Raw genomic sequence first — 24,536 nt, 5'->3', positions numbered from 1 at the left:
GGGGAGAGCAGAATGAGCGAAGAGAAGAGCCGTTTCGTCGTTTCGGCCGATTGGCTGCAGGCGGAACTGGGCAAGTCGGATTTGCGCGTCCTGGATGCATCGTTTTATCTGCCGGCGCAGAAGCGCGATGCCGATGCGGAATACGCCGCTGGCCATATCCCCGGCGCCATCCGTTTCGATCAGGACAAGATCGCGGATCATTCCGTGCCGCTGCCGCACACCATCCCTTCGCCAGAGCTTTTTGCAGCCGAAGTCGGAAAGCTCGGCATCGGAGAAACCGATCGTATCGTCGTCTATGATGGCATTGGAATGTTCGCATCGCCGCGGGTCTGGTGGCTTTTTCGCGTGATGGGCGCGCGGAATGTGTACGTGCTTGACGGTGGCCTGGATGGTTGGAAATCAGAGGGCCGTCCGCTTGAGACAACCGTCCCGCGTTACGAGCCCACGGTTTTCAAGCCGACCTATGACGCCTCGAAGGTCGTTACTCTTGACGCAATGCGGGACATCGTTGCGAGCGGCGCCCTGCAGATTGCCGATGCCAGGAGCGCTGGCCGATTTGCAGCGCTCGAGCCTGAGCCGCGGGCCGGCATGCGCTCCGGCCACATGCCGGGCGCGCGGAACTTGCCATCAGGCGTCTTCGCCGCGCAAGGTCGCTTCAAGTCACTGCCGGAACTCAAGCAGACGATCGAGGACGCGGGCATAGACCTGTCGAAACCCGTCGTCACATCCTGTGGTTCCGGGATCACGGCGGCGATCATTACACTGGCGCTGGAGTCACTCGGCCATACAGATAACAAGCTCTATGACGGTTCCTGGAGCGAGTGGGGTGGCCGCGAGGACACGCCCGTCGTTACTGGCCCGCCAGAACCGGTCAAAGCCTGACACCATGGTGAAGGCCCCCTCTTCCCTGAAAGCCCATATCACGCGTCTGGAAATGACGGCACCACCGAAGGCAAGTTTGCCGGTACCGATCAACATCCAGACGGCAATCATGCGGGCTCCCGATATTCCGCTGCCTTTCTACCGCTATCTTTACCGCCAGGTCGGTGCGCGGTGGCAGTGGGTGGATCGTTTGCGGATGGCTGACGCAGATCTGGCCAAGACACTGCACGACAAGCGCAACAATATCAGCGTCCTTTACGTGAACGGTGCACCCGCCGGGTTCTACGAATACTTCGTCGAGGATGAAGACGCGATTGAACTCAGCCACTTCGGGCTGTTCGAGCACGCGCTTGGGCTGGGCATCGGCAAGTGGTTCCTGCTGCAGGCGCTCTACGCGATCTGGACGCTTAATCCGACGCGGGTGACCACGACAACCAATAACCTTGACCACCCGCGCGCCTTGCAACTCTACCAGATGTTCGGCTTTTCACCTGTTTCCACCGGCTCAGGCATCGTAAGGCCGCTCAGTGACAAGGAGCTTCTGGAGCTGAGCAAGAAGGACTGGTGAACCAGTCCCCCAACACGTCGGCAGGAATCGGGTGGCTTGCACGACAGCCAAGGTGCATCTCATGGCGATCAGCAAGGAGATCCGCCATGACCGACATCCGCTTTTCCGCCATGCCTACCATCGACGCCCGGAACCTCTGGAACGGCGGCACGGACGCCTACGGCTTCTTGCCGGAGACAATGGTCTCAGACGGCCCAGGCCATCCATGCCGTCATTGCCTGAAGAATATCGATGCAGGCGAGGCGTTGCTCGTTTTCGCCTACCGGCCGTTTCCCGAGCTTCAGCCCTACGCTGAAACAGGACCTGTCTTCCTGCACAAGGAACCGTGCGAGCGCTACGCTGCCGAAGAGGTGCTGCCACCGGTCTTGACCAGCCCGGATTTCATCGTGCGCGGCTACAATGCCGAAAACCGCATTGTCTACGGCACGGGCGCGGTAACTCTGACACCCGATATCCGCTCCTACGCCACGCAACTGCTGGAGCGACCGGAGATCGCCTACGTGCATGTGCGCTCTGCGCGCAACAATTGTTATCAGTGCCGTATCGACCGATAACAAAAGGGCCGGTCGCAGCGGGTTGCGGCCGGCCCTTCCTCACGTAACGTGATGGGGTTTACGCTACGTTCAGTATGCTTTCCGGCGCGTAGGCTTCATAACCAAGTGCTTCCGCTACTGGCTTGTTGGTCACGCGGCCCCTATGGATGTTGAGACCGTTCCTCAGATGGCGGTCTTCCGCAATGGCACGCAGTCCGCGGTCCGCAAGCGCCAGCCCATAGACGAGCGTCGCGTTGTTCAGGGCATGTGCCGACGTCACAGGCACCGCGCCCGGCATGTTGGCAACGCAGTAGTGCACCACATCATCGACGACATAGGTCGGCTCTGAATGGGTCGTCGCGTGAGAGGTTTCGAAGCAGCCGCCCTGGTCGATTGCGACGTCGACGATGACAGAGCCGCGCTTCATGCCCGACAGCATCTCGCGGGTGACAAGCTTCGGTGCGGCGGCGCCAGGGATGAGCACGGCGCCGATAACGAGGTCTGCCGAGAAGACTTCCTCTTCCAGGGCCTGAATGCTGGAATAGCGGGTATGGACACGACCGCCGAAGATATCGTCGAGCTGGCGCAGGCGCGGCAGCGACTTGTCGAGAATGCTGACGTCGGCACCGAGGCCAGCAGCCATCCTGGCGGCATGCAAGCCGACGACGCCGCCGCCGATGACGGCAACCTTGGCCGGCAGCACGCCCGGCACGCCACCGAGCAAGATGCCAAGACCACCGTTGGCCTTCTGCAGTGCGGTCGCACCTGCCTGGATCGACAGGCGCCCGGCAACCTCGGACATCGGCGCAAGGAGGGGTAGACCACCGCGATCGTCCGTGACGGTCTCATAGGCCACGGCGGTGACGCCGGAGGCAAGCAGTCCCTTGGTCTGATCGGGATCGGGCGCAAGGTGAAGATACGTATAGAGGATCTGGCCTTCGCGAAGCTGCACCCACTCGGAGGGCTGCGGCTCCTTGACCTTTACGATCATGTCGCACTTCTCGAAGATTTCCTTGGCGGAGGCTGCAATCTTTGCGCCAGCGGCCATGTAGGCGGCATCGTCGGCACCAATACCGGCGCCTGCCTTGGTTTCGACCCAGACCTCATGGCCGTGGGCGACATATTCACGAACGGATGCAGGTGTCAGTCCTACACGATATTCATGGTTTTTGATTTCCTTCGGGCAACCGACACGCATACGCGTTCCTCTCTCCTCATGTCCGCTTTTGCGGAGTGCTTTTTCACAAGGAAATCCAACCACCACAGCCGTGAAATGTCCTTGCAAAGAATGTTTGCGCTGTGGTCGATTTTCGAAGAATATTGCAAATTCCCGAGAATAATCGAAGGTTCTTCGAATGTCTGAACTCGACGCCATCGATCTTGCGATTCTGAAGGCACTTCAGTCCAATGCCCGCATTACCAATGCGGACCTTGCAGCCAAGGTCGGTCTCTCCGCCTCCGCCTGTTCCCGGCGGCTCGACATCCTGGAGAAGAGCGGTGTCGTCAGCGGCTATCACGCGCATGTCTCTCACAAGGCGCTCGACTACAAGATGATCGCGGTGGTGCACATTTCCCTATCGGGTCAGTTTGCAAAGACACTCTCGGAATTCGAGGCCGCTGTTAAGCGGTGTCCGAACGTGCTGGTCTGTTACCTCATGTCAGGCGAGTACGACTACATTCTCCGCGTCGCCGCCCGCGACCTCGAGGACTACGAGCGCATCCACCGCGACTGGCTTTCGGCGCTTCCGCACGTTGTGAAGATCAACTCCAGCTTTGCGCTGCGGGAGGTCATCGACCGCCCAAATGTCGGGCTTTGACAGAGAGGCAAAATAAGCAGAAGGCTCTTTCATCGAAGCAGCGGCATCGCCCCTGCCTGATTCCAGCAGCAAGACGAACGCATGAAATCCAAGACCCAAGGCTATATTTTCGTTCTGCTGGCAATCACCATCTTTTCGCTGCAGGACGGCATTTCGAAGCACCTGGCATCAGCCTACCCACCCGTCTTCGTCACAATGATCCGCTACTGGGCCTTTGCCGCCTTCACGGTAGCGCTTGCTTGCAGGATGAGGGGCGGCTTGAAACAGACGGCCAAAACAAAAAGGCCGCTGCTGCAAATCATCAGGGGTGTCCTCCTGGCAGCGCAGGTTGTCGTCGTCATCAACTGCTTTGCGCTGATCGGCCTTGCCCACTCGCAGGCAATCTTCTCGGCAACCCCGATTCTGATCGCGCTCCTGTCGATGCCGATCCTCGGCGAGCGCGTTGGCTGGCGGCGCTGGACCGCGATTGCCGCCGGCCTTGTCGGCGTACTGCTGATCCTCAAGCCGGAAGGTGAGTTCTTCGACGTGAAGCTGCTGCTTGCTGTCTTCTCGTGTTTCCTGTTCGCCTTCTATGTGATCGCCACGCGCCTCGTCAGCAGGGACGATTCAGCGATGACAAGCTTCTTTTACACGGGCGTCGTCGGCGGTGTCGCGATGACACTGGTAGGCCCCTTCTACTGGACCTGGATGTCGGGTTGGGACTGGGGATGGATGGCGCTTGTCTGCATGACCAGCATATCGAGCCACTATTTTCTCATCCGTGCCTACGACATGCTGGATGCTGCCGCTGTTCAGCCACTGACATATCTGCAGCTCGTCTATGCGTCGATCATCGGCGTCGCAATATACAACGAGAGGCTGAGCCTCACCATGATCGTCGGCTCCGCCATCGTCGTGGCGGCAGGCATTTTCACGGTATGGCGGGAGCACGTCGTTGCGCGCAGATCGCGTTCGCGGCCGGCTGCATCACAATTTTAGATCGTCCTATTAAAGCATTCTCAATGTTCGCACAGTAGATTTCACCCACATGTTTCTGGTGGAGCGTAAACATGCAGAACAATTTGAATATGGTAACCCGTAAGGCTGACCGCCTCTCCTGCCGGATATTTGGCAAGGTCCGCTATCTCACGAAGGAAGTGGATGCGCGCATCCTGAACATGTCGGTCACCGGCATGGCCGTCGAAATCCGCGCGCCCATTCATGCCTCGTCCGGCAGCCGCGTGCAGATCCTTGCAGACGATCTAGGTACACTTCACGGCATCATCCGCTGGAGCCACAATGGCCGCCTCGGAATTCAGTTCGATCCGAACTCCAACGCCCGTGCGCAGGTGTCGTCGTACTTCCGTTTCTTCCACAAGGAAGTGAAGCCCGTCCTCAAGCGATAATTGCCCTGTCATTTTCGGGGTTTACTCCTTCGCAAATCACCCTAGTCTCGCCTGCGGGCCGGGAAATTGGTGATTTTCGAAGGAGTTTTCATGTCTTCCGTTCTGGATCTGCCATCAGTGACCCGCCGCTCGTTGCTTGGCGGCATGGCTGCCACTTCCGCGCTCATATTGCTTCACCCCTTCAGCGCGCACGCAGCCGCCAATCAGGCGCATCTGCGCTTGATGGAAACGACTGATATTCACGTCAATGTCTTTCCCTACGACTACTATGCCGACAAGCCGAACGATACGATGGGCCTGGCGCGCACAGCGACGATCATCGACAACATCAGGGCCGAGGCTGCCAATTCGCTGCTGATTGACAATGGCGATGTGCTGCAAGGCAATCCCATGGGCGACTATATGGCCTATCAGCGAGGGATGAAGGACGGCGACGTCCATCCCGTCATCAAGGCGATGAACACGCTTGGCTACACCGTCGGCACGCTCGGCAACCATGAATTCAACTATGGCCTCGACTTCATGTTCAAGGTGCTGAACGGCGCAAATTTCCCGTTCGTCTGTGCGAACCTGACGAAAGGCCAGCTTGCCTCCGACCCGACCAAGGACGAGCTGTTTTTCAAGCCGTATCTCATCGTCGAGAAAACCATCAAGGACGGCGCCGGCAACGAGAGCCCCGTCAAGGTTGGCTTCATTGGATTCGTGCCTCCGCAGATCATGCTTTGGGACATCAAGAATCTCGAAGGGAAAGCGCAGACACGCGATATCGTTCAGGCAGCCAAGGCCTGGGTTCCCGTCATGAGGCAGGAAGGCGCAGATATCGTGATCGCACTGTCGCATTCCGGCATCGACGGTGCGGCACCGTCAGAGAAGATGGAGAATGCCTCCCTTCACCTGGCAGCCGTTGACGGGATTGATGCCATCTTCACCGGGCACCAGCATCTTGTCTTTCCCGGTCCCAAAAGCTGGGACAGCATTCAGAATGCGGATCCTGTGAAAGGTACCCTGCATGGCAAGCCGGCTGTCATGGCCGGCTTCTGGGGGTCCCATCTCGGCCTTATTGACCTCTTGCTGGAAAAGGACGGCAAAGGCTGGAGGATCGCCGACTTCACGTCCGAGGCGCGACCGATCTACCATCGCGATGACAAGAAGAAAGTCATTGCGGACGTAGCTGACAACAAGAATGTCATCGAGGCCGCGAAGGCCGAGCATGAGGCAACGCTTGCCTATGTCCGTACACCGGTCGGCAAGACGTCCGCGCCTCTGTACTCCTATTTCGCGCTGGTCGCCGATGATCCGTCGGTTCAGATCGTCAGCCAGGCGCAGACCTGGTACATCAAGCAGATGCTAGCTGATACCGAATACAAGGATCTGCCGGTGCTTTCGGCAGCTGCACCTTTCAAGGCCGGCGGTCGTGGTGGCGCTGACTACTATACTGACGTGCCTGCCGGAGACATCGCGATCAAGAACGTCGCCGACCTCTATCTCTACCCCAACACCGTTCAGGCAGTCGCCATCACCGGCGAACAGGTGAAGAACTGGCTGGAAATGTCAGCCGCCATGTTCAACGAAGTGAAGCCGGGATCCAAGGACGCGGACCTGCTCAACAATGCCTTCCCGTCCTACAATTTCGATGTGATCGACGGCGTCATCTACCAGATCGACCTGTCGCAACCACGCCGGTTCGATGACGACGGCAAGCTTATCAACGCCGATGCAAACCGCATCCAGAACCTGCAATTTGACGGCAAGCCCATTGATCTCAAGCAGAAATTCGTCGTCGTCACCAATAACTACCGTGCAGGCGGCGGCGGCAAGTTTCCGGAGATAGCCGCCGACAAGGTCATCTTCCAGGCACCCGATACGAATCGCGACGTCATCGTCCGTTTCGTCCACGAAGAGGGCACGATCAATCCCTCCGCCGACGGCAACTGGACCTTCAAACCGCTGCCGGGGACAACGGCAGTCTTCCAGAGCGGTCCGAAGGCCAAGCAGTTCCTGGCGGACCTGCAAAGCGTCAAGATCGAGGATGCCGGCGAAGGCACCGACGGCTTCGCCAAATTCCGTCTGGTACTCTAGCGTCAAGGATTGGTGGCGAGGCGGCCGCGCCTCGCCTACTCCGCCGCGACGGACAGGTCGCGCGCCGCAAATTCCGCAACCTCGGCCGTGAAGTCGGCGTGGCTGGGGCATTGCGAAAGCCTGGACCTGAACGCATCGATCATCCAGGTGGCTGCAGGTCCTGGTGGCGTTGAGATTCGCCGCATCGCATAGATCGGATACTCGCCCTGCTCATAGGCCTGCAGATCGAGGTGAACCAGCACTCCGCTTCTCAATTCGTCTCGAATGAGTGAGGCCGGCAGGCCACCCCAGCCGAGACCGCCCCGGATGAGCGAGTGTTTCGTCGCAATATCGCTCACGCGCCACGTCTTGTACGAGAGCACGTTAAAATCGCGGCCCTTCGTCAATCCCGAGGCGTCGGTCACAACAAGCTGCGTCTCTTCGCGAACGTCAGCCAGCGTCAACGGTCGGCGTATCCGAGCCAGGGGGTGAGAGCTCGAGGCCACGGGCATCATGAAGGAATGGCCAATGCGTTCGGTCACAAGCGCATCATGCTGCTGCAGGAGAGCGCCGCCTATCCCGACAGTCGCCTTTCCGTTTGAGACGAGATCCATCACCACGCCGAGTTCACCGACCGCCAGATTGAGAGCAACCGAGGGAAACTCGTCGCGGAATTCCTTCAGAACCTCGACCACGGCCTGCGACGGAACCATCACGCTAATCGCCACGGAGACCTCCGCCTCCAATCCGTCCTTCAGCCCCTTCACGCGTGCGCGCATCACCTCGAGATCCGCTACGAGGCGACGCGCATCTTCGAGAAGCGCCTTGCCCGCTTCCGTCAGTTTTGGTTGCCTTGCGCCAGAGCGCTCGAAAAGCGGCACTTCCAGTTGGGCCTCAAGGTTGGCGATCGTGTAGCTGATGACCGATTGGGCTCGGTTGAGTGAGCGTGAAGCGGCCGAAAAGCTTCCGGTTTCCGCAACCGTGAGGAAGACCTGCAACTGGTCCAATGTGGGGTTTGGAAGCATCTTCCATCCAATCTATCGATGATTTTGATCGACATTATCACAGTTTTTTCGATAAGCGGCCAGCCCTATTTTCTGCTTCGAGACGGCGGCTCGAAGCTCCCTATGAGAGCCGCAGACCCCAATTCGAGAGGAAATTCAATCATGTCGTCCATTCTGCTTCTGACTTCCAGCCCGCGCGTAGACTCGCTTTCGACCACGATCGCCGCTGACCTGGTCGAAAAGATCAAGGCTCAACAGCCCGGTAGCGCCGTTGTTCGTCGTGACCTCGCTGCAAACCCGCTTCCACACATCGACGATCTCTTCACGGCTGCCATCCGCAAGCCGGCTGATGACCGCACCGCCGACGAAGCCGCTGCAGTGAAGACGTCAGACGAACTTGTCGCTGAGCTGCTTGCTGCGGACACGATCGTGATCGGCACCGGTCTCATCAACTTCAACATCTATTCGTCGCTGAAGACCTGGATCGACAACGTCGCCCGCGCCGGCCTCACCTTCAAGTACACCGAAAGCGGCCCTGTTGGCCTTGCTACCGGCAAGAAGGTCTATGTGGTGCTTGCCTCGGGCGGCGTCTATTCGCAGGGCCCGGCAGCTGGCATGAACCACGCTGTTCCATACCTGAAGTCGGTCCTCGGCTTCCTCGGCATCACCGACATCGAAACCATCTATGTCGAAGGCCTGGCCTTTGGTCCGGAAGCTGCAGCGAAGGCAATTGGCGCCGCGAAGGCCCGCGCCGAGGAAATTGCCCTCGCCGCTTAATGCATGTCGATTTGACAATGAAACGGCCGGTTTTGACCGGCCGTTTCATTTTGTGCCGAAGTCGTTGACGAAGGCCCTTACGGTGCTAAGGATTTCGTCCGCAAGAGCTTCGTCGTTCGAGATCCGCGCCAGGCCGAGCGCACCCGTCATCAGGCAGGATGTGATAATCGCCTTGCGGCGGGCTTCCGATGCATCATCGGCATTCATCCGCGCCTGCATGTTGTGCATGTTTGCCTTCATCTGATCGGTCGCAATCGACCGACATTTCTCGCCGCCGCGCGCGATATCGGCCGTGAGGGCGGCAAACGGGCATCCACCGGCCGTATCGTCCCGGTGCTCCCCACTCAGATACGTCTCCGCGTACTCCTGCAGCGGGACGTCCTCCGGAGCCCGCCCCTCCGACCGAACCTTTGCGGACCAGGCGCCGAACGCCGATTGCATCGCCTCCGCAACCAGTTCGTCACGGGAGGCGAAATGCTTATAAAAGCCACCAACCGTCAGTCCGGCTTCCTTCATCAGATCCGCGACCCCCACGCCTTCCAGCCCCTTTTCGCGCAACCGTTTCGACGCAATTGCGACGATCCTCTCATGCGTCTTGCGCTTGTCCAGCTGCGAGTGGCCCATGAAATTTTCTCCCGACACCTGTTGACTCATTAGGATTACAATCATAATCCTTCTGGATATAGATCATAATCCAGATATCGCTCATTTCCAAGAGGAGTAAGTCAATGCGCCTGCAGAACAAGGTCGCCCTCATCACGGGTGGAAACAGCGGCATCGGCCTCGCAACAGCCAAGGTGTTTCTTGACGAGGGAGCCAAGGTAATCATTACCGGCCGCAATCCCGAGACTCTCGCCGCCGCCGAAAGAGCTCTGGGCGGAGAGGTACTCACGCTGAAGCTCGACGTGACTGACGTCGCAGCGACAGAACGGGCATTTGCGGAAGCAGCCGGCAAAGTCGGCAAGTTTGACGTGCTCTTCGCAAATGCCGGGATCGGGGGTGCCACTCCGCTGGGCGCGACGTCGTTGGAGCAGTTTAATACCATTATCAGCACGAACCTCACCGCTGTCTTCTTTACGGTGCAGTCGGCCCTGCCGCACCTCAACGATGGCAGCTCTGTCATTCTCAACGGATCGGTGCATGCGGTGCTTGGTGCACCCGGCTGGTCAGCCTATGCCGCTACGAAGGGTGCCGTACGGGCCATGACGCGCAATATGGCGTCCGAGCTTGCGCCTCGCGGCATTCGAGTCAATCAGGTGACACCGGGCGGCACGAAAACACCGATCTGGCAACCGATGGCATCAACGGCAGATGCAATGTCCGCCCTCGAGGCCCGCCTGGGCGGAATGAGCCCGCTCGGACGAATGAGCGAGGCGGAGGAAATTGCCAAGGCAGCGCTTTATTTCGCCTCAAACGATTCGAGCAATGTCACAGGGATCGAGATCGTGGTCGATGGCGGCGCTACGAGCGCACCGTCAGGCGCCAAGATATTCCGTGCCTCGTGATTGCTAGCCTACCTTCACGAGCCCGGGCTTGCCGACAACGCAATTGCGCCCGCTTTTCTTTGCCTGATAGAGCCGCTCGTCGGCGGCGGACAAAACTGTCGTGAAGCTCACACCGTCGGTATCGGCTGTCGCCACGCCGATGCTGACGGTAACAGGCTTGCCATCCGGCGTTTTGACACTGTTCGCGATGGTCCAGCGCAAGCGTTCCGCAAGACGCATTCCCTCTGCATGGTCGGTTGCCGGGCAGATCGCGACAAATTCCTCGCCACCAAAACGGAAGAGACGATCGGCCGATCGCAAAATGGTGCCGAACCGAAGTGTGAGCGCCTTCAACACCTCGTCTCCTTGCAGATGTCCAAAACGATCGTTGACGTCCTTGAAATGGTCGGCATCAAGGATGATCACGGTAACGAACTGCCCTTGCCGCAGCGCTTCGCGGACCATGACCGGGGCATCCATCTCCATGCGCGCACGATCGTAAACGCCTGTCAGGACGTCCCTGCCGGTACGATTCAGCAGGTCGTTGTAACGCTCCCGGAACGTCAGATCGCTAAAGACATCGCCGACCGGTCGCGCACTGGCGGGAACGCCTCCACGACGTATCCAGATCTCGTAGACTGCAAAGAGCATCGTATAGATGCAGACAGCAAATATCTTCGCTTTCCATCCGTCCCAAAACGCGGAGGCCGGAATGTCGAGGAAATAGTGCAGCGCACTGAAAAACCCGATCTGATCGAAGGTCAGGAGGACGAAACCGCAGATCATGAAGCGCAAGATGATCCTGCGCTTGAGATAGCGGCCCAAGCGCTCATAAAGCAGGATGATACCGATGGAATCGAGATAGAGCAGCGTTGTGCCCCAGACCATGAGCCAGCCCATCTCCTTGAGAAAGCCGAAGTTTGCCCCGTCCCCACCGGGGAGATCGATGGGCGTATGCAACTGTAGCAACCACGCTATGGCAACTGTCAGGATATTGCCCAGAAACAAGCCATAGATCGGCTGGCGAACGGTAGCGGCATCCTCCTGCAGATACAGCATCAGGATCATCATCAGCTTGCCGGTGAAAAACACCGACGAGCCTGGAGACGCAACGCCAAACGGAAGCGCGACATAGAATACCGCCGCAAGATAGGTTTCCATGAAGTGCATCACGCCAAGCGCGGTGAGGAACATGCCCAGACCGAGCCGATGGCGGAAATGCAACAGCGTCACCATCAGCGCGAAGTATCCGACCGCCTGAATGACGAACAACAGCAGATTGACGGCTTCCATCAGGCCCTCCGCTCATTGTGCGCCACGCCGGATGGGATGAAAACCCTCCATCTGCACACAAATGCAGCGGCTGCAAACATGGCTGTCGGTTCTGCGGTAGCGTCGGGCACGAGGCGGTCCTGAAAAGGCTGCGGACGCCAAGATTCGCCGCAATCCTTTAAGATTGCGTGAGCAGACACCCCGCCTCGCGAGACGAAATCGAACAGCGGCCCCTTGCGAGGATCAGACCTGGCGAACTTTTGCACCATCGCTGAAAAGCGACGGACCGTTCTGATCGATGATCTGCTGCGCCTTGCGCACAGTGCACTCGATCGCATCATCGGAAGAACTGAACATGTCAGCGCGGATGAAATTGCGGACGAGAATTTCGCCATCGACTGTTTTCTCGATCCGGCCCGCAAGGCGGTATTGACCGCCTTCCTTCTGCGGCTCGGCATAGATGGTGCAGTCACCATAAGGCTGCGGCTCCGAGGAGACACCCGCAGGAGCGCTAGCCGACTTGCCGCCGCCTGAAAACATTGAGAAAATGCTGGAGAAAATCGAAGCCATAGATCGCCTTTATCACGCCGGCTCGTGCCGGAAAAGCTAAATGATGAGGTTCGCGAGGATCTCATTTTCAGAGATGTCCTCGAAGCCGATCGCGGCGTTCTCGAAGTTCGCGAGAAGCTGGGCAAAATTCTCGGGCGCCTTGGTTTCGATGCCGATCAGCACGGAGCCGAAATTGCGAGCCGTCTTTTTCAGATATTCGAAACGGGCGATATCGTCATCCGGGCCGAGCAGGTTCAGGAAATCACGCAATGCGCCCGGCCGTTGCGGCATCCTCACGATGAAATACTTCTTCAGGCCGGCGTAGCGCATTGCGCGTTCCTTGACGTCAGGAAGGCGCTCGAAGTCGAAATTGCCTCCGGAGACGACCGCTACGACAGTCTTGCCTCTCAACGTTTCCGGATCCATCGCCGCGATCGCGGTCAGCGACAGGGCACCCGCAGGCTCGAGTACGACGCCTTCGACATTCAGCATCTCGCCGATCGTCACGCAGATCGCGTTCTCCGGCATCAGCATTACCTGTTCGGTCGGGAATGCCTTCAGGGCGGCAAAGTTGAGGTCTCCGATCCTCGCTACTGCCGCGCCGTCGACGAAGTTGTCTACCTTTGTGAGCGTCACAACGCTGCCGGCCTCGATGCTTCGCTTCAGGCTCGGTGCCCCGGCGGGCTCCGTGAAGATAAAGCCGGACTTCGGCACGACGCCGTCGAGATAGCCGGTGATCCCGGCCGCAAGCCCGCCGCCACCGACCGGCATGACGACCATATCGGGCATCGTACCATCGGGCAGCTGCTGCAGAATTTCCGCGGCAACCGTCGCCTGCCCCTCGATGATATCGACGTGATCGAAAGGCGGCACCATGACGCCATCGATCGCCTCGACGTGATCACGCGCCGCCTGGTAGCATTGATCGAAGAAGTCGCCCGTAAGCTTTATGGTGATGAACTCGGCGCCGAACATGCGAGTCTTGTCGATTTTCTGCTGAGGTGTCGTCACCGGCATGAAGACAACGCCCGGCACCCCAAAATGCCGGCAGACAAAGGCGAACCCCTGCGCATGATTGCCGGCCGAGGCGCATACGAACGTCTTGCCGCCTGCCCCCTCGGCGATCGCCTTGCGAAAGAAGTTGAAGGCGCCGCGAATCTTGTAGGAGCGCACCGGTGACAGATCTTCGCGCTTCAGCCAGATGTCGGCACCATAGCGCGCCGACAGATGCTCGTTTAACTGCAGCGGCGTTGCCGGAAAGAGGTTTCGTAAGGCCGCCTCGGCGCTCTCTACATCCTGTCTGGTCACGGTCATCAGTCCATTCCTGTTTCGCTTTCGCTATCGCACAAGTGAGCGGTGCGCAAAAGCCCATATCCGCCATTATTCTTTACTTAAAAACTCATATTTTTATCCCACCTCTGGAGCCGGTTTAATAACGCAATTGTGCGCTATCAATTTGCTGGCGATGAGGCTAAATCGCGCCGATGATCTCAAGTAAATTTGCAAAGCCCGCTGCCTGGCTGCTTCTCGCGGCTATCGTTTTTGTCACGGTATCGCCGATCGGGCTACGGCCACATACTATGACCTCGGTCAACCTCGACCGCGCACTGGCCTATTCGTTGGTCGGCTTCATGTTCGCGGTCGCCTATCCCAGGCATTGGCTCGCAGTCGCCGTCCTCCTGATCCTGAGCCCATTGGCGATTGAGTATCTGCAATATCTGTCGCCGACGCGTCATGCGCGCCTGCACGATGCTGCCGTCAAGATCGTCGGGTCATCTGCGGGAGTGCTTGCCGGTTGCCTATTGAACAAGATTCGCATGGCCAAGCCGGCGGCAAGCCCGTCGCGAGCACGACAAGTCGACCTCGCTCTTGACTGAATCGCCTCAGTCGTTGAAGGAGAACCTGCGCGAGCGTGGCGAAACTGGTAGACGCAAGGGACTTAAAATCCCTCGGCCTTAGGCTGTACGGGTTCGATCCCCGTCGCTCGCACCATCGAACCACGCTGCCGATGCTAAGGCAACGAGCAACCTCCCTTTATCATCGCTTGCGAATGTGCTTGTATGCGCCCGCCAGAAGGACCGCGGTTGGGGCGGCGCATAGTTTGTAAGCTTGTCTTGTGGGAGTAAGGCGATGGTTTACGATTGGGATGGCACAAGGACGCGACGTCTTAAAGTATTCCGGGCGGGAACGGCGTTCCTGGTCGCAATAGCGGTTGTCGGGATACCGCTCCTTTTCTACGCAGCAAAGCTGCACGGGACTTTCTTTTAGTCATGCACACTAGGCGCGACCGTGTGATCGCGCCTAGTGTTGACGAAAACCGATCAGCCGAGCTTCGCAGCGATCTTGGCGACGTGGGCACCCTGATATTTGGCAGCTTCCAGTTCGATCGCGGAAGGCTGACGAGAACCGTCACCGTCCGTAATCGTAGACGCGCCATAGGGCGATCCGCCCTTGATTTCATCCACGCCCATCTGCCCCTGGAAAGCATAGGGAAGCCCGGCAACGATCATGCCCTGATGCAGGAAGGTAGGAATGAAGCCGAGAATGGTGGATTCCTGCCCGCCGTGCTGCGTCGCCGAGGATGTGAACACCGAGCCCACCTTGCCGACAAGCTTGCCGCTAAACCAGAGGCCGCCCGTCTGATCCCAGAAATTGCGCATCTGTGAGGCAACTGTGCCGAAGCGCGTGCCGGCACCGACGATGATCGCATCATAATCGGCGAGTTCGTCGACGGTGGCCACGGGTGCCTGCTGGTCGATCTTGTAGTACGACGCCTTGGCGACTTCAGGTGGAACGAGTTCCGGAACACGCTTGACGGTGACCTCGGCACCAGTCGATTTCGCGCCTTCAGCAACGGCGTAAGCCATGGTTTCGATATGGCCATAAGCCGAATAATAGAGCACGAGTACCTTAGCCATTTACATATCTCCATCAGGGGATTGCGGTGAATTCGTTAAGCGGCCGGAAGATTAGCAGCGTGATCTTGCGAACATAGCCCCGCTCGGCAGAACGCACTGTTCAACGGCTATAGACGAAACCTGGCCGCTGCTTTGTGCGAGCTAGCGGCAGCGATACGGTTTGCAAGGTCGGCAAAGGACGCTACCTATGTCGAGGACCAATGTTCGGAATCTTTCAATGACCAATGAGACAATTGTCACCGCCGCCATGCTTGCCATCGGCGACGAACTCCTATCCGGCCGCACCAAGGATAAGAACATCGGCCATCTTGCCGATATGCTGACGCTTTGCGGCATCGACCTCAAGGAAGTTCGAATTGTGGGCGATGAGGAGCAGGCGATCGTCGAGGCGCTGAATGCCCTGCGCACAAAGTACGATTACGTTTTCACGTCAGGAGGTATCGGGCCGACCCACGATGACATCACGGCGGATGCGGTATCCGCAGCGTTCGGGCTGCCTTGCGAATACGACACGGATGCCATGAGCCTCCTCGGCGAGATGTATGCGCGCCGCGGGCTCGACTTCACCGATGCCAGAAAGAGGATGGCGCGGATGCCGAAAGGCGCGCATCACATCCCTAATCCGGTCTCGACGGCCCCTGGCTTCGTCATCGGCAACGTTCACGTCATGGCTGGCGTCCCGCAGGTTTTTCAGGCCATGGTCGACGCCGTCATTCCAACGCTGCGGACCGGCACAAGGGTACTGTCGCTCGGCATTTCGTGCCCCTATGGGGAGGGCGACATCGGCACACCGCTGGCTGCGATCCAAAAGAGCCATCCGGATACCAGCATCGGCTCGTACCCGCGCTATGTCGGTCAGGCATTCTCAACCGAAATCGTCATCCGCGGCCGTTCCCAGGACGCAGTTGACGCTGCAGGAACTGACGTGCGCGCCATGATCGAAACCATCCGACAGGCAAAGGAGATCGCTGAAAACCGTTCGGCAGAGGCTTAACAAGGAGAACAGTCCGGCTCGCCGTTGATATGCATCAAGGAACCGGTACCCCGGCCGAGGCATTCTCGTTGAAGATTAGCGGATTTCATCCACGTAAGGAGAATTGTTTATGTCTTACAAAACGATACTTGCCATTCTCGACACCGCCGACAACGCCACGGCCGTGGCCGATTTTGCTTTCGCTATTGCCGCGCAGACCAATGCCCACGTAATCGGCCTTCATGCCGAAACCGTCGCCGTGGTGCCTCTGGTGGCACCGATGGAGATACCAGATCCCGTCGCCGTTCAGGCCCTTCAGGACATGGCGCATGCAGAAACGGTCGAAGTCGAACGCATCTTCAGAAGGAAAGCCGCAGCGGAAGGCGGTTCCTTTGAATGGCGCAGCTTCGCCTCATCCACCGGCTACGGTACGGCGCCATTGATCGAAAGCGCCCGAAGCGCTGATTTGCTCATCGCGTCACAAGCCGACCCATCAAAGCCGTCGGACAGTCACGTCGACATCGACAACTTTCTCTTCGAAAGCGGTCGTCCAGTCATGATGATTCCCTTTGTCCTGCGCCAACAGAAGCCGATCAAGCGCGTTCTCATTGCGTGGAACGGCTCAAGGGAGGCCGCCCGCGCGACTTTCGATGCGTTGCCGATCCTGCAAGCCGCTGACGAGGTCGAGGTATTCTCGGTCGATCCCGTCGACAACGCGCTCCAGTCTGCGGCGGTGGCCGGCGCGGAAATCGCCGGCACGCTGGCACGCCATGGTGTCAAGGTGACCCTGGCGACTGCGCAAAGCGTTGATAAGTCTGCGTCGGCCGTCATTGAAAATCGCCTCTCCGACAGCAGCATCGACTTGCTGGTCATGGGCGCCTACACCCATTCACGTCTTTGGCAGATGATCTTTGGCGGCACCACGAAGTCACTGCTGCAATCGATGACGGCATTGACTCTGCTGTCGCGATAAGAATCACAGGGGGCTTGCGTTTTACCCCCGGATTCCGCTAATTGCGACGACCGATGACGAGCTCCGGCCTCGGTCCTCCTATCGCGCAGTTTCGGCTGCGCGATTTGCGTTTGGCCGATCGCGGAATGTCTTGTCCGGCCGCCGTAAACGGCGTGTCATCATCCATGCCGCGGAGCAAACCATGTCCCTTCCCGATAAAGCCTTTCCTGTTTCCTGGGATCAGTTCCACCGTGACGCGCGCGCGCTCGCCTGGCGCCTCGCCGGTTTGAAGCGCGATTTCAAGGCGATCGTCTGCATTACGCGCGGCGGCCTCGTGCCGGCCGCCATCATCTCGCGTGAGCTCAACATCCGGCTCATCGAGACGGTTTGCGTTGCCTCCTACCACGACTATGTGAACCAGGGAGAAATGATGCTCCTGAAAGGTATCGCGCCAGAACTGACCGTCGACGGCGGCGAATCCGTTCTTGTTGTCGACGACCTGACCGATACCGGCAAGACTGCCTCGGAAGTTCGCTCGATCCTGCCCAAGGCGCACTTTGCCTGTGTCTACGCGAAGCCCCAGGGCGTGCCGACGATCGACACCTTTGTCACGGAAGTGAGCCAGGACACCTGGATCTATTTCCCCTGGGACATGGGCTTCACCTATCAGGAACCGATCTCCAAGGGTGGCCGCGGCTAAGGGTCGGCACCGCGCATTGCGGCGGAGCATTTGACAATCCTAAATTGTGCCAATCTTTGTTTAACTAACGCATCGGATTTAGCTATCGCGCTAGCCGCTCAAACCGTATTCTCCCAAGCAAGAGTTTCGCGCGGCAACGGCGCCGCGTGAAGGCTCACATTAGAGGCATAGTCGCACAGCGCGACGTTGGAACGAATATGATGCGTTGGGGCTACGTCGGGACGGTCGCGACTTTCGGGCTCGGCCTCTGTCTTTCGCCTACAGCCGTTTGGGCGGAGCCGGCCTATGTTTCCGTCGTACGGGAATACGTCGAGACGATCGTCAAACCCATGGTGAATATGCCGATCGTCCGGAAGGCGATCGAGGATCAGAACGCCAAGTTCGGCAATATCAGCGACGCGAACATCCAGGTCCTTGATAATACATATCGCGCTGAGGTGCAGAGCGGCGGCTGGGAGATGGTCAGGCGGCTACTCAACAAACCGGTGTCGCGCTACCTCAAGACCAAGCAGGATGATTCGCAGGGCGCCATTCTCGAATTCTTCGTAACCGATCGTCATGGACTTAACGTCGGCCAAGGGACGATGACCACGGACTATTGGCAAGGTGACGAAGACAAGTTCCTGAAAACATTTGCTAAAAGCTCAGACGACATATTCATCGACCGCGCCGAGCGCGACGAGCAGACACAATTGCTGGAAACACAGGCGAGTTTTGTCATCAAGGATGAGAACGCAAAGCCTATAGGTATCGCGACGGTGACGATCGCGATCGATGCATTGTGATCGAAATTACCCGCAACGAATCGGCTGCCGCATTTGGTCGGCAAAAGCTGCAACCAAATCAACACGGTCGCAACTTTTCTTAGATTTTTTACGCTCTGGAGCCGCCAAATCCCGCAAGCCATTGAATTCTTTGGGCGACTTTCTTTTCCCCATTCTCCACAGGGCGATCCACAATATGTTGTGGTGAACGGTTCATTAAAAACAACCCCTTGACGGAATCGCCTGTTTCAAACTTAATGAGTTCCGATGTTGCTGCGGCAGTTGGACCGGAATTAACGAGGCCGGTTCTTTTCAAAAATCGAGCGTAGAATCAGGGTGTTGCGTCCATGATGGATGACCGCCATGAGGGGCTTTGTGCGCGATTTTTTTACTTCCGAAAAGTGACATCGGGGGCTGGCGATAATAAGCTGTTAATACTATATTTAGTGTTTGCAGTCACCATCACCACAAGATACAGGACAAGCATCTCCGGATGACACTCCTGTGACGATACGGAAACGAGAACTGGCTGCGCTCCTCACGGCGCTGCCGGAGGTGGAAACTTGCGCCTTGGTCAACGGGGACGGGGCGCGCAAGCTAGAGGTTAGAGAAATGCGCATAGAACGCCGTTTCACGAAGGCAGGACAGAGCGCTTACGCGGACATCGAATTCCGCAAGGCGACGAGCGAGATCAAGAACCCAGATGGGTCGATCGTATTCCGCCTCGAGAACATCGACGTTCCGGCGCAGTTTTCCCAGGTTGCGGCCGACATTCTGGCGCAGAAGTATTTCCGCAAGGCCGGCGTCCCCGCCAAGCTGAAGCAGGTCGAGGAAAACGATGTTCCTTCCTTCCTGTGGCGTTCGGTTGCCGATGACGCTGCCCTGAAGGATGTTGCCAAGGACCAGCAGTACGGTTCCGAAACCGATGCGCGCCAGGTCTTCGACCGTCTCGCCGGCACCTGGACCTACTGGGGCTGGAAGGGCGGCTATTTCTCCTCCGAGGAAGACGCCCTCACCTTCAAGGACGAACTTGCCTACATGCTTGCCACACAGCGCGTTGCCCCGAACTCGCCGCAGTGGTTCAACACCGGCATGCACTGGGCCTACGGCATCGACGGCCCCGGCCAGGGCCACTTCTATGTGGACCCATTCACCGGCAAGCTGGTGAAGTCGAAGTCCGCTTACGAGCATCCGCAGCCGCATGCCTGCTTCATCCAGTCCGTTGAAGACGATCTCGTCAACGAAGGCGGCATCATGGACCTGTGGGTCCGCGAAGCCCGCCTCTTCAAGTACGGCTCCGGCACCGGTTCCAACTTTTCCTACCTCCGTGGCGAAGGCGAAAAGCTTTCCGGCGGCGGTCGTTCCTCCGGCCTGATGAGCTTCTTGAAGATCGGCGACCGCGCAGCAGGCGCGATCAAGTCCGGCGGCACCACCCGCCGTGCGGCGAAGATGGTGGTTGTCGATATCGATCACCCGGATATTGAAGAATATATCAACTGGAAGGTGAAGGAAGAGCAGAAGGTTGCTGCCCTCGTCACCGGCTCCAAGGTTGTCTCCAAGCACCTCAAGGCAATCATGAAGGCCTGCGTCAATTGCGAAGGCGATAACGGCGATTGCTTCGATCCGAACAAGAACCCTGCCCTGAAGCGCGAAATCCGCGCTGCGAAGAAGGACCAGGTTCCGGAAAACTATATCGGCCGCGTCATCCAGTTCGCCAAGCAGGGTTACAAGGACCTCGAGTTCAAGACCTACGACACCGACTGGGATTCGGAAGCTTACCTCACGGTTTCGGGCCAGAACTCCAACAACTCGGTCTCGATCAAGGACGACTTCCTGCGCGCAGTCGAAAACGACGGCGACTGGAACCTGACCGCCCGCAAGGACGGCAAGGTCATGAAGACCTTGAAGGCGCGCGACCTGTGGGAATCGATCTCCTACGCCGCATGGGCCTCGGCCGATCCGGGCCTGCACTTCAACACGACGATGAACGACTGGCACACAAGCCCGGCTGCCGGCCCGATCCGTGCATCCAACCCGTGCTCGGAATACATGTTCCTCGACGACACGGCCTGCAACCTTGCCTCGCTGAACCTCATGCAGTTCAAGGATGCGGCCACCAAGCGCATCAACATCGCAGACTACGAACATGCCGTTCGCCTGTGGAGCGTCGTTCTCGAAATCTCCGTGATGATGGCGCAGTTCCCGTCGAAGCGGATTGCCGAACTTTCCTACGAATACCGCACGATCGGTCTCGGCTACGCCAATATCGGCGGCCTCTTGATGTCGTCGGGCATTCCCTATGACAGCGACGAAGCCCGCGCCATCGCAGGCTCGCTGACCGCGATCATGACCGGCATTTCCTACGCCACCTCGGCGGAAATCGCTTCCGAGCTCGGACCGTTCCCGATGTTCGCGCCGAACCGCGAGAACATGCTGCGCGTCATCCGCAATCACCGCCGCGCCGCTTACGGCGAGACGTCGGGCTATGAAGGACTGTCGATCAACCCGGTCGCGCTCATCCACTCCGAGAATCCGGATCAGGATCTGGCGGCTCACGCCAAGAGCGCCTGGGACAAGGCGCTCGAGCTCGGCGAAAAGCACGGCTACCGCAACGCCCAGGCAACCGTCATCGCGCCGACCGGCACGATCGGTCTCGTCATGGACTGCGACACGACCGGCATCGAGCCCGACTTCGCACTGGTGAAATTCAAGAAGCTCGCCGGTGGTGGCTACTTCAAGATCATCAATCGCGCCGTTCCTGAAGCGCTGCGCACGCTCGGCTACTCCGAGAGCCAGATCGCCGAGATCGAAGCTTATGCTGTCGGCCACGGCAACCTGAACCAGGCTCCCGGCGTCAACCCCGGCTCGCTGAAGGCCAAGGGCTTTACCGACGAGAAAGTGGAAGCCGTCAACGCTGCGCTGAAGTCGGCCTTCGACGTCAAGTTCGTGTTCAACCAGTGGACGCTCGGCGCCGACTTCCTGAAGACGACGCTGAAGGTAACCGACGAACAGCTCGGCGACATGAGCTTCAACCTGCTCGAGCACATCGGCTTCTCGAAGAAGGAGATCGAGGCTGCCAACGTTCACGTCTGCGGTGCGATGACGCTGGAAGGCGCGCCGTTCCTGAAGAACGAGCACCTCGCCGTCTTCGATTGCGCCAACCCCTGCGGCAAGATCGGCAAGCGTTATCTCTCGGTCGACAGCCACATCCGCATGATGGCCGCCGCCCAGCCGTTCATCTCGGGTGCGATCTCCAAGACCATCAACATGCCCAACGACGCGACGGTCGACGATTGCAAGAGCGCCTACATGCTCTCCTGGAAGCTCGGCCTGAAGGCAAATGCGCTCTATCGCGACGGCTCCAAGCTGTCGCAGCCGCTGAACGCCTCGCTGATCGAAGACGAGAACGATGAGGACGCGCTGGAAGATCTGCTGCAGCAGCCGGTCGCCGCCCAGGCCGTCACCATCACCGAAAAGATCATCGAGCGTGTGGTCGAGCGCGTCACCCGCGAACGCGAAAAGCTGCCGAACCGCCGCCAGGGCTACACCCAGAAGGCCGCCGTCGGCGGACACAAGGTGTACCTGCGCACCGGCGAATTCGGTGACGGCCGCCTCGGCGAGATCTTCATCGACATGCACAAGGAAGGTGCCGCCTTCCGTGCGATGATGAACAACTTCGCCATCGCCATCTCGCTCGGTCTGCAGTACGGCGTGCCGCTTGAAGAATATGTGGAGGCCTTCACCTTCACCAAGTTCGAACCAGCGGGCATGGTTATCGGCAACGACGCGATCAAGAACGCGACGTCGATCCTCGACTACGTGTTCCGCGAACTCGCCGTCTCCTACCTCGGCCGCCACGACCTGGCGCATGTCGATACGTCCGACTTCTCGAACACGGCCCTCGGCAAGGGCATCCAGGAAGGCAAGACGAACCTCGTTTCGACCGGCTGGACTCGCGGCTACAAACCGACGCTGGTAACGGGAAATGAACGTCAGGCTGGCGGCGAGCCGAAGGGTGCCGCAACGGCAGCGCCGGCGCGTGCCTCATCGGGGGCCACGGTGACGTCCTTTGCGGGTGCTGCGGCCCGCAAGATCGAACCGACGCTCGCCGTCTCCTCCTCCGAAATCGTCGCGTTCAAGCGCGACTACGAGGAGCGGGCAAAGGAGCTGGCCGAAGAGATCGCCGAGGAAGTGCTCGAAGAAGTCACGACCGAGGCCCAGCAGCAGGCAACCGCCCTCTTCTCCGACAAGGCAGCCGCCGACGCGGCTTCGGCCAAGACGGAAGCCAAGAAGGTCGAGGCCGAACGCCGCGCTCGCTCCATCATGCAGGGCTACACGGGCAACATGTGCTCCGAGTGCCAGAACTTCACGATGGTCCGCAACGGCACCTGCGAGAAGTGCGACACATGTGGCGCGACCAGCGGCTGCAGCTGATAGCTCATGTTTGACGACGGACGGAGGAGGAAGACGGTCCCGGGATCGGTCCACCTTCTCAGCCTCGCACATAGAGAAAAGTCAAAGAGCGGCCGTTTGGCCGCTCTTTTTGCATGTGTGAGTAACGTTCAAGGTTTCTCGAGCATGGGCAATCCGAGGCGGGCACAGTGAGCGACATCGATACCAAAGAGCTTTTCTTTGCTGACGTTGGCGGCACGCGGCCCAGAACGGTAGCATCGTAGGGCATCTTCACTGGGCTACGCTAACCGCAGCGACTGCATTGACAGCGCCGGGCGCAACCGCGCGCACGATCCCGCGCAATAGCTCTCAATCGGAGGTTTTCGCCGCAACCGGCAGCTGACGCGCGCCACCGGCAACCTTTGCACCCAGTCGGATACGGCACAGCATCACTTCTCCACTCGCCATTCTCCAAACGCCCTCTTCCCTTCTCGATGATTTGCGTCAAATTACCGTTGGCTCGCAGCGCCGCTAAATCCCCGTCACGAGAATGACGTAGTACGACAGCGCGCTGAGCCAGCTCTGGCCGGATGCTCCCGAATAGGAGCGCCGGAGGGATGCGCGCGTGCCTTTACCGCCATGAAAGCAATCACATCCAGAAAGAGGGAATGTATCATGCCATTCATCAAGACCACGGACGGAACCGAAATCTTCTACAAGGATTGGGGTCCGACCACCGCCCAGCCTATTGTTTTCCACCACGGCTGGCCGCTCAGCGCCGACGACTGGGATGCGCAGATGATGTTCTTTCTGGACAAGGGTTATCGGGTGATCGCCCATGACCGCCGTGGCCATGGCCGCTCCAGCCAGACCTGGCAGGGCAACGAGATGGACACCTATGCGGCCGACGTCGCAGCCCTTACCGACGCTCTCGATCTCAAGAATGCGATCCATGTCGGCCATTCAACCGGTGGCGGCGAAGTTGCTCACTATGTCGCGCGGGCAAAGCCCGGCCGCGTAGCCAAGGCGGTATTGATCGGCGCCGTGCCTCCCATCATGGTCAAATCGGACAAGAACCCGGGCGGCCTGCCGCTCGAGGTCTTCGACGGCTTTCGTGCCGCGCTTGTCGCCAATCGCGCGCAGTTCTTCCTCGATGTACCGGCAGGCCCGTTCTACGGCTTCAACCGACCCGGCGCCAAGGTCAGCCAGGGTGTGATCGAGAACTGGTGGCGGCAGGGGATGATGGGCGGCGCAAAGGCCCACTACGATTGCATCAAGGCGTTTTCCGAGACCGATTTCACCGAGGATCTGAAGCAGATATCGGTGCCGACGCTGGTGATGCACGGCGACGACGACCAGATCGTTCCCTACGCCGACTCGGCACCGCTTTCCGTAAAGCTCCTGAAACAGGGAACGCTGAAGACCTATGCCGGCTTCCCGCACGGCATGTGCACGACGCATCCTGACGTGATCAACGCCGATCTGCTGGAATTCTTCCTGGACTAGGG

At 58.9% G+C, this 24,536-nt stretch carries 23 protein-coding genes and 1 tRNA gene; 17 read left to right on the top strand and 7 right to left on the bottom strand.

Annotation, left to right across the window (positions count from 1 at the left end):
* The first annotated feature begins 12 nt into the window (after nt 1-12).
* From sseA to JNB88_RS05560, 3 genes are all read left to right on the top strand, one after another.
* Nucleotides 13-882: a 3-mercaptopyruvate sulfurtransferase gene (gene sseA / locus JNB88_RS05570; protein ID WP_220354576.1), complete on the top strand. Its 870-nt coding sequence runs from the start codon at nt 13-15 to the stop codon at nt 880-882.
* A 4-nt stretch (nt 883-886) separates the two neighbouring features.
* Nucleotides 887-1,450, top strand: a complete 564-nt coding sequence (locus JNB88_RS05565; protein WP_037127500.1) for a GNAT family N-acetyltransferase — start codon at nt 887-889, stop codon at nt 1,448-1,450.
* A gap of 86 nt (nt 1,451-1,536) precedes the next feature.
* Nucleotides 1,537-2,004 carry a DUF1203 domain-containing protein gene (locus tag JNB88_RS05560; protein WP_220354575.1) on the top strand — a complete coding sequence of 156 codons (468 nt, stop codon included), beginning with the start codon at nt 1,537-1,539 and terminating at the stop codon, nt 2,002-2,004.
* A gap of 58 nt (nt 2,005-2,062) precedes the next feature.
* Here the strand turns inward: JNB88_RS05560 and ald are convergent, their stop codons facing one another.
* Nucleotides 2,063-3,181, bottom strand: coding sequence for an alanine dehydrogenase (gene ald / locus JNB88_RS05555; protein ID WP_220354574.1), 1,119 nt, complete (start codon nt 3,179-3,181; stop codon nt 2,063-2,065).
* A 157-nt stretch (nt 3,182-3,338) separates the two neighbouring features.
* Between ald and JNB88_RS05550 the strand changes: the two genes are divergently transcribed.
* The 4 genes from JNB88_RS05550 to JNB88_RS05535 all read left to right on the top strand — a co-directional run bounded on the left by JNB88_RS05550 (nt 3,339) and on the right by JNB88_RS05535 (nt 7,264).
* Nucleotides 3,339-3,800 carry an Lrp/AsnC family transcriptional regulator gene (locus tag JNB88_RS05550; RefSeq protein ID WP_220354573.1) on the top strand — a complete coding sequence of 154 codons (462 nt, stop codon included), beginning with the start codon at nt 3,339-3,341 and terminating at the stop codon, nt 3,798-3,800.
* An 81-nt stretch (nt 3,801-3,881) separates the two neighbouring features.
* Entirely contained in the window at nt 3,882-4,778 is an 897-nt protein-coding gene (locus tag JNB88_RS05545; protein ID WP_220354572.1) for a DMT family transporter, read from the top strand.
* A 71-nt stretch (nt 4,779-4,849) separates the two neighbouring features.
* On the top strand, nt 4,850-5,185 hold the full coding sequence (locus JNB88_RS05540; RefSeq protein WP_037127489.1) for a PilZ domain-containing protein: 336 nt from the start codon (nt 4,850-4,852) through the stop codon (nt 5,183-5,185).
* Between the two features lie 90 nt (nt 5,186-5,275).
* Entirely contained in the window at nt 5,276-7,264 is a 1,989-nt protein-coding gene (locus tag JNB88_RS05535) for a bifunctional 2',3'-cyclic-nucleotide 2'-phosphodiesterase/3'-nucleotidase (protein ID WP_220354571.1), read from the top strand.
* A gap of 35 nt (nt 7,265-7,299) precedes the next feature.
* On the opposite strand, the gene JNB88_RS05530 is transcribed toward JNB88_RS05535, so the two are convergent.
* Nucleotides 7,300-8,268: a LysR family transcriptional regulator gene (locus JNB88_RS05530; RefSeq protein ID WP_220354570.1), complete on the bottom strand. Its 969-nt coding sequence runs from the start codon at nt 8,266-8,268 to the stop codon at nt 7,300-7,302.
* A gap of 141 nt (nt 8,269-8,409) precedes the next feature.
* On the opposite strand from JNB88_RS05530, the gene JNB88_RS05525 reads away from it, so the two are divergent.
* On the top strand, nt 8,410-9,024 hold the full coding sequence (locus JNB88_RS05525; protein WP_220354569.1) for an FMN-dependent NADH-azoreductase: 615 nt from the start codon (nt 8,410-8,412) through the stop codon (nt 9,022-9,024).
* Between the two features lie 45 nt (nt 9,025-9,069).
* Here the strand turns inward: JNB88_RS05525 and JNB88_RS05520 are convergent, their stop codons facing one another.
* The gene (locus tag JNB88_RS05520) at nt 9,070-9,648 is read right to left on the bottom strand and encodes a TetR/AcrR family transcriptional regulator (RefSeq protein ID WP_220354568.1); all 579 of its coding nucleotides are present in this window, start codon (nt 9,646-9,648) and stop codon (nt 9,070-9,072) included.
* A 104-nt stretch (nt 9,649-9,752) separates the two neighbouring features.
* Between JNB88_RS05520 and JNB88_RS05515 the strand changes: the two genes are divergently transcribed.
* Nucleotides 9,753-10,529: an SDR family NAD(P)-dependent oxidoreductase gene (locus JNB88_RS05515; protein ID WP_037127478.1), complete on the top strand. Its 777-nt coding sequence runs from the start codon at nt 9,753-9,755 to the stop codon at nt 10,527-10,529.
* A 3-nt stretch (nt 10,530-10,532) separates the two neighbouring features.
* On the opposite strand, the gene JNB88_RS05510 is transcribed toward JNB88_RS05515, so the two are convergent.
* The 3 genes from JNB88_RS05510 to ilvA form a co-directional block, all read right to left on the bottom strand.
* Nucleotides 10,533-11,804, bottom strand: a complete 1,272-nt coding sequence (locus JNB88_RS05510; RefSeq protein ID WP_220354701.1) for a GGDEF domain-containing protein — start codon at nt 11,802-11,804, stop codon at nt 10,533-10,535.
* Between the two features lie 219 nt (nt 11,805-12,023).
* Entirely contained in the window at nt 12,024-12,350 is a 327-nt protein-coding gene (locus tag JNB88_RS05505; RefSeq protein ID WP_220354567.1) for an HlyU family transcriptional regulator, read from the bottom strand.
* A gap of 36 nt (nt 12,351-12,386) precedes the next feature.
* On the bottom strand, nt 12,387-13,637 hold the full coding sequence (gene ilvA, locus JNB88_RS05500) for a threonine ammonia-lyase (RefSeq protein ID WP_220354700.1): 1,251 nt from the start codon (nt 13,635-13,637) through the stop codon (nt 12,387-12,389).
* A gap of 176 nt (nt 13,638-13,813) precedes the next feature.
* On the opposite strand from ilvA, the gene JNB88_RS05495 reads away from it, so the two are divergent.
* Nucleotides 13,814-14,206, top strand: a complete 393-nt coding sequence (locus JNB88_RS05495) for a VanZ family protein (RefSeq protein WP_220354566.1) — start codon at nt 13,814-13,816, stop codon at nt 14,204-14,206.
* Nucleotides 14,207-14,235: 29 nt separating this feature from the next.
* Nucleotides 14,236-14,321: transfer RNA gene (locus JNB88_RS05490), tRNA-Leu, on the top strand.
* A 329-nt stretch (nt 14,322-14,650) separates the two neighbouring features.
* On the opposite strand, the gene wrbA is transcribed toward JNB88_RS05490, so the two are convergent.
* Complete coding sequence (gene wrbA, locus JNB88_RS05485) at nt 14,651-15,247, bottom strand: NAD(P)H:quinone oxidoreductase type IV (RefSeq protein ID WP_037127471.1); 597 nt, start codon at nt 15,245-15,247, stop codon at nt 14,651-14,653.
* Nucleotides 15,248-15,464: 217 nt separating this feature from the next.
* On the opposite strand from wrbA, the gene JNB88_RS05480 reads away from it, so the two are divergent.
* The 6 genes from JNB88_RS05480 to JNB88_RS05455 all read left to right on the top strand — a co-directional run bounded on the left by JNB88_RS05480 (nt 15,465) and on the right by JNB88_RS05455 (nt 24,534).
* Nucleotides 15,465-16,241 carry a competence/damage-inducible protein A gene (locus JNB88_RS05480; RefSeq protein WP_037127469.1) on the top strand — a complete coding sequence of 259 codons (777 nt, stop codon included), beginning with the start codon at nt 15,465-15,467 and terminating at the stop codon, nt 16,239-16,241.
* A 109-nt stretch (nt 16,242-16,350) separates the two neighbouring features.
* Nucleotides 16,351-17,193, top strand: coding sequence for a universal stress protein (locus tag JNB88_RS05475; RefSeq protein ID WP_220354565.1), 843 nt, complete (start codon nt 16,351-16,353; stop codon nt 17,191-17,193).
* 181 nt (nt 17,194-17,374) lie between these two features.
* A complete protein-coding gene (gene gpt / locus JNB88_RS05470) occupies nt 17,375-17,872 on the top strand; it encodes a xanthine phosphoribosyltransferase (RefSeq protein WP_037127465.1) in 498 nt (165 codons plus the stop codon).
* A gap of 197 nt (nt 17,873-18,069) precedes the next feature.
* Entirely contained in the window at nt 18,070-18,657 is a 588-nt protein-coding gene (locus JNB88_RS05465) for a hypothetical protein (protein WP_220354564.1), read from the top strand.
* 591 nt (nt 18,658-19,248) lie between these two features.
* Nucleotides 19,249-23,070: a vitamin B12-dependent ribonucleotide reductase gene (locus JNB88_RS05460; protein ID WP_220354699.1), complete on the top strand. Its 3,822-nt coding sequence runs from the start codon at nt 19,249-19,251 to the stop codon at nt 23,068-23,070.
* A 633-nt stretch (nt 23,071-23,703) separates the two neighbouring features.
* Nucleotides 23,704-24,534, top strand: a complete 831-nt coding sequence (locus JNB88_RS05455; RefSeq protein WP_220354563.1) for an alpha/beta fold hydrolase — start codon at nt 23,704-23,706, stop codon at nt 24,532-24,534.
* Nucleotides 24,535-24,536 lie beyond the last annotated feature (2 nt).

The organism is Rhizobium cauense, from assembly GCF_019511525.1.
Lineage (GTDB): Bacteria > Pseudomonadota > Alphaproteobacteria > Rhizobiales > Rhizobiaceae > Rhizobium > Rhizobium cauense.
Note: the sequence above shows the minus strand (reverse complement) of the source record. Positions and strands in the feature narration are given on the sequence as shown.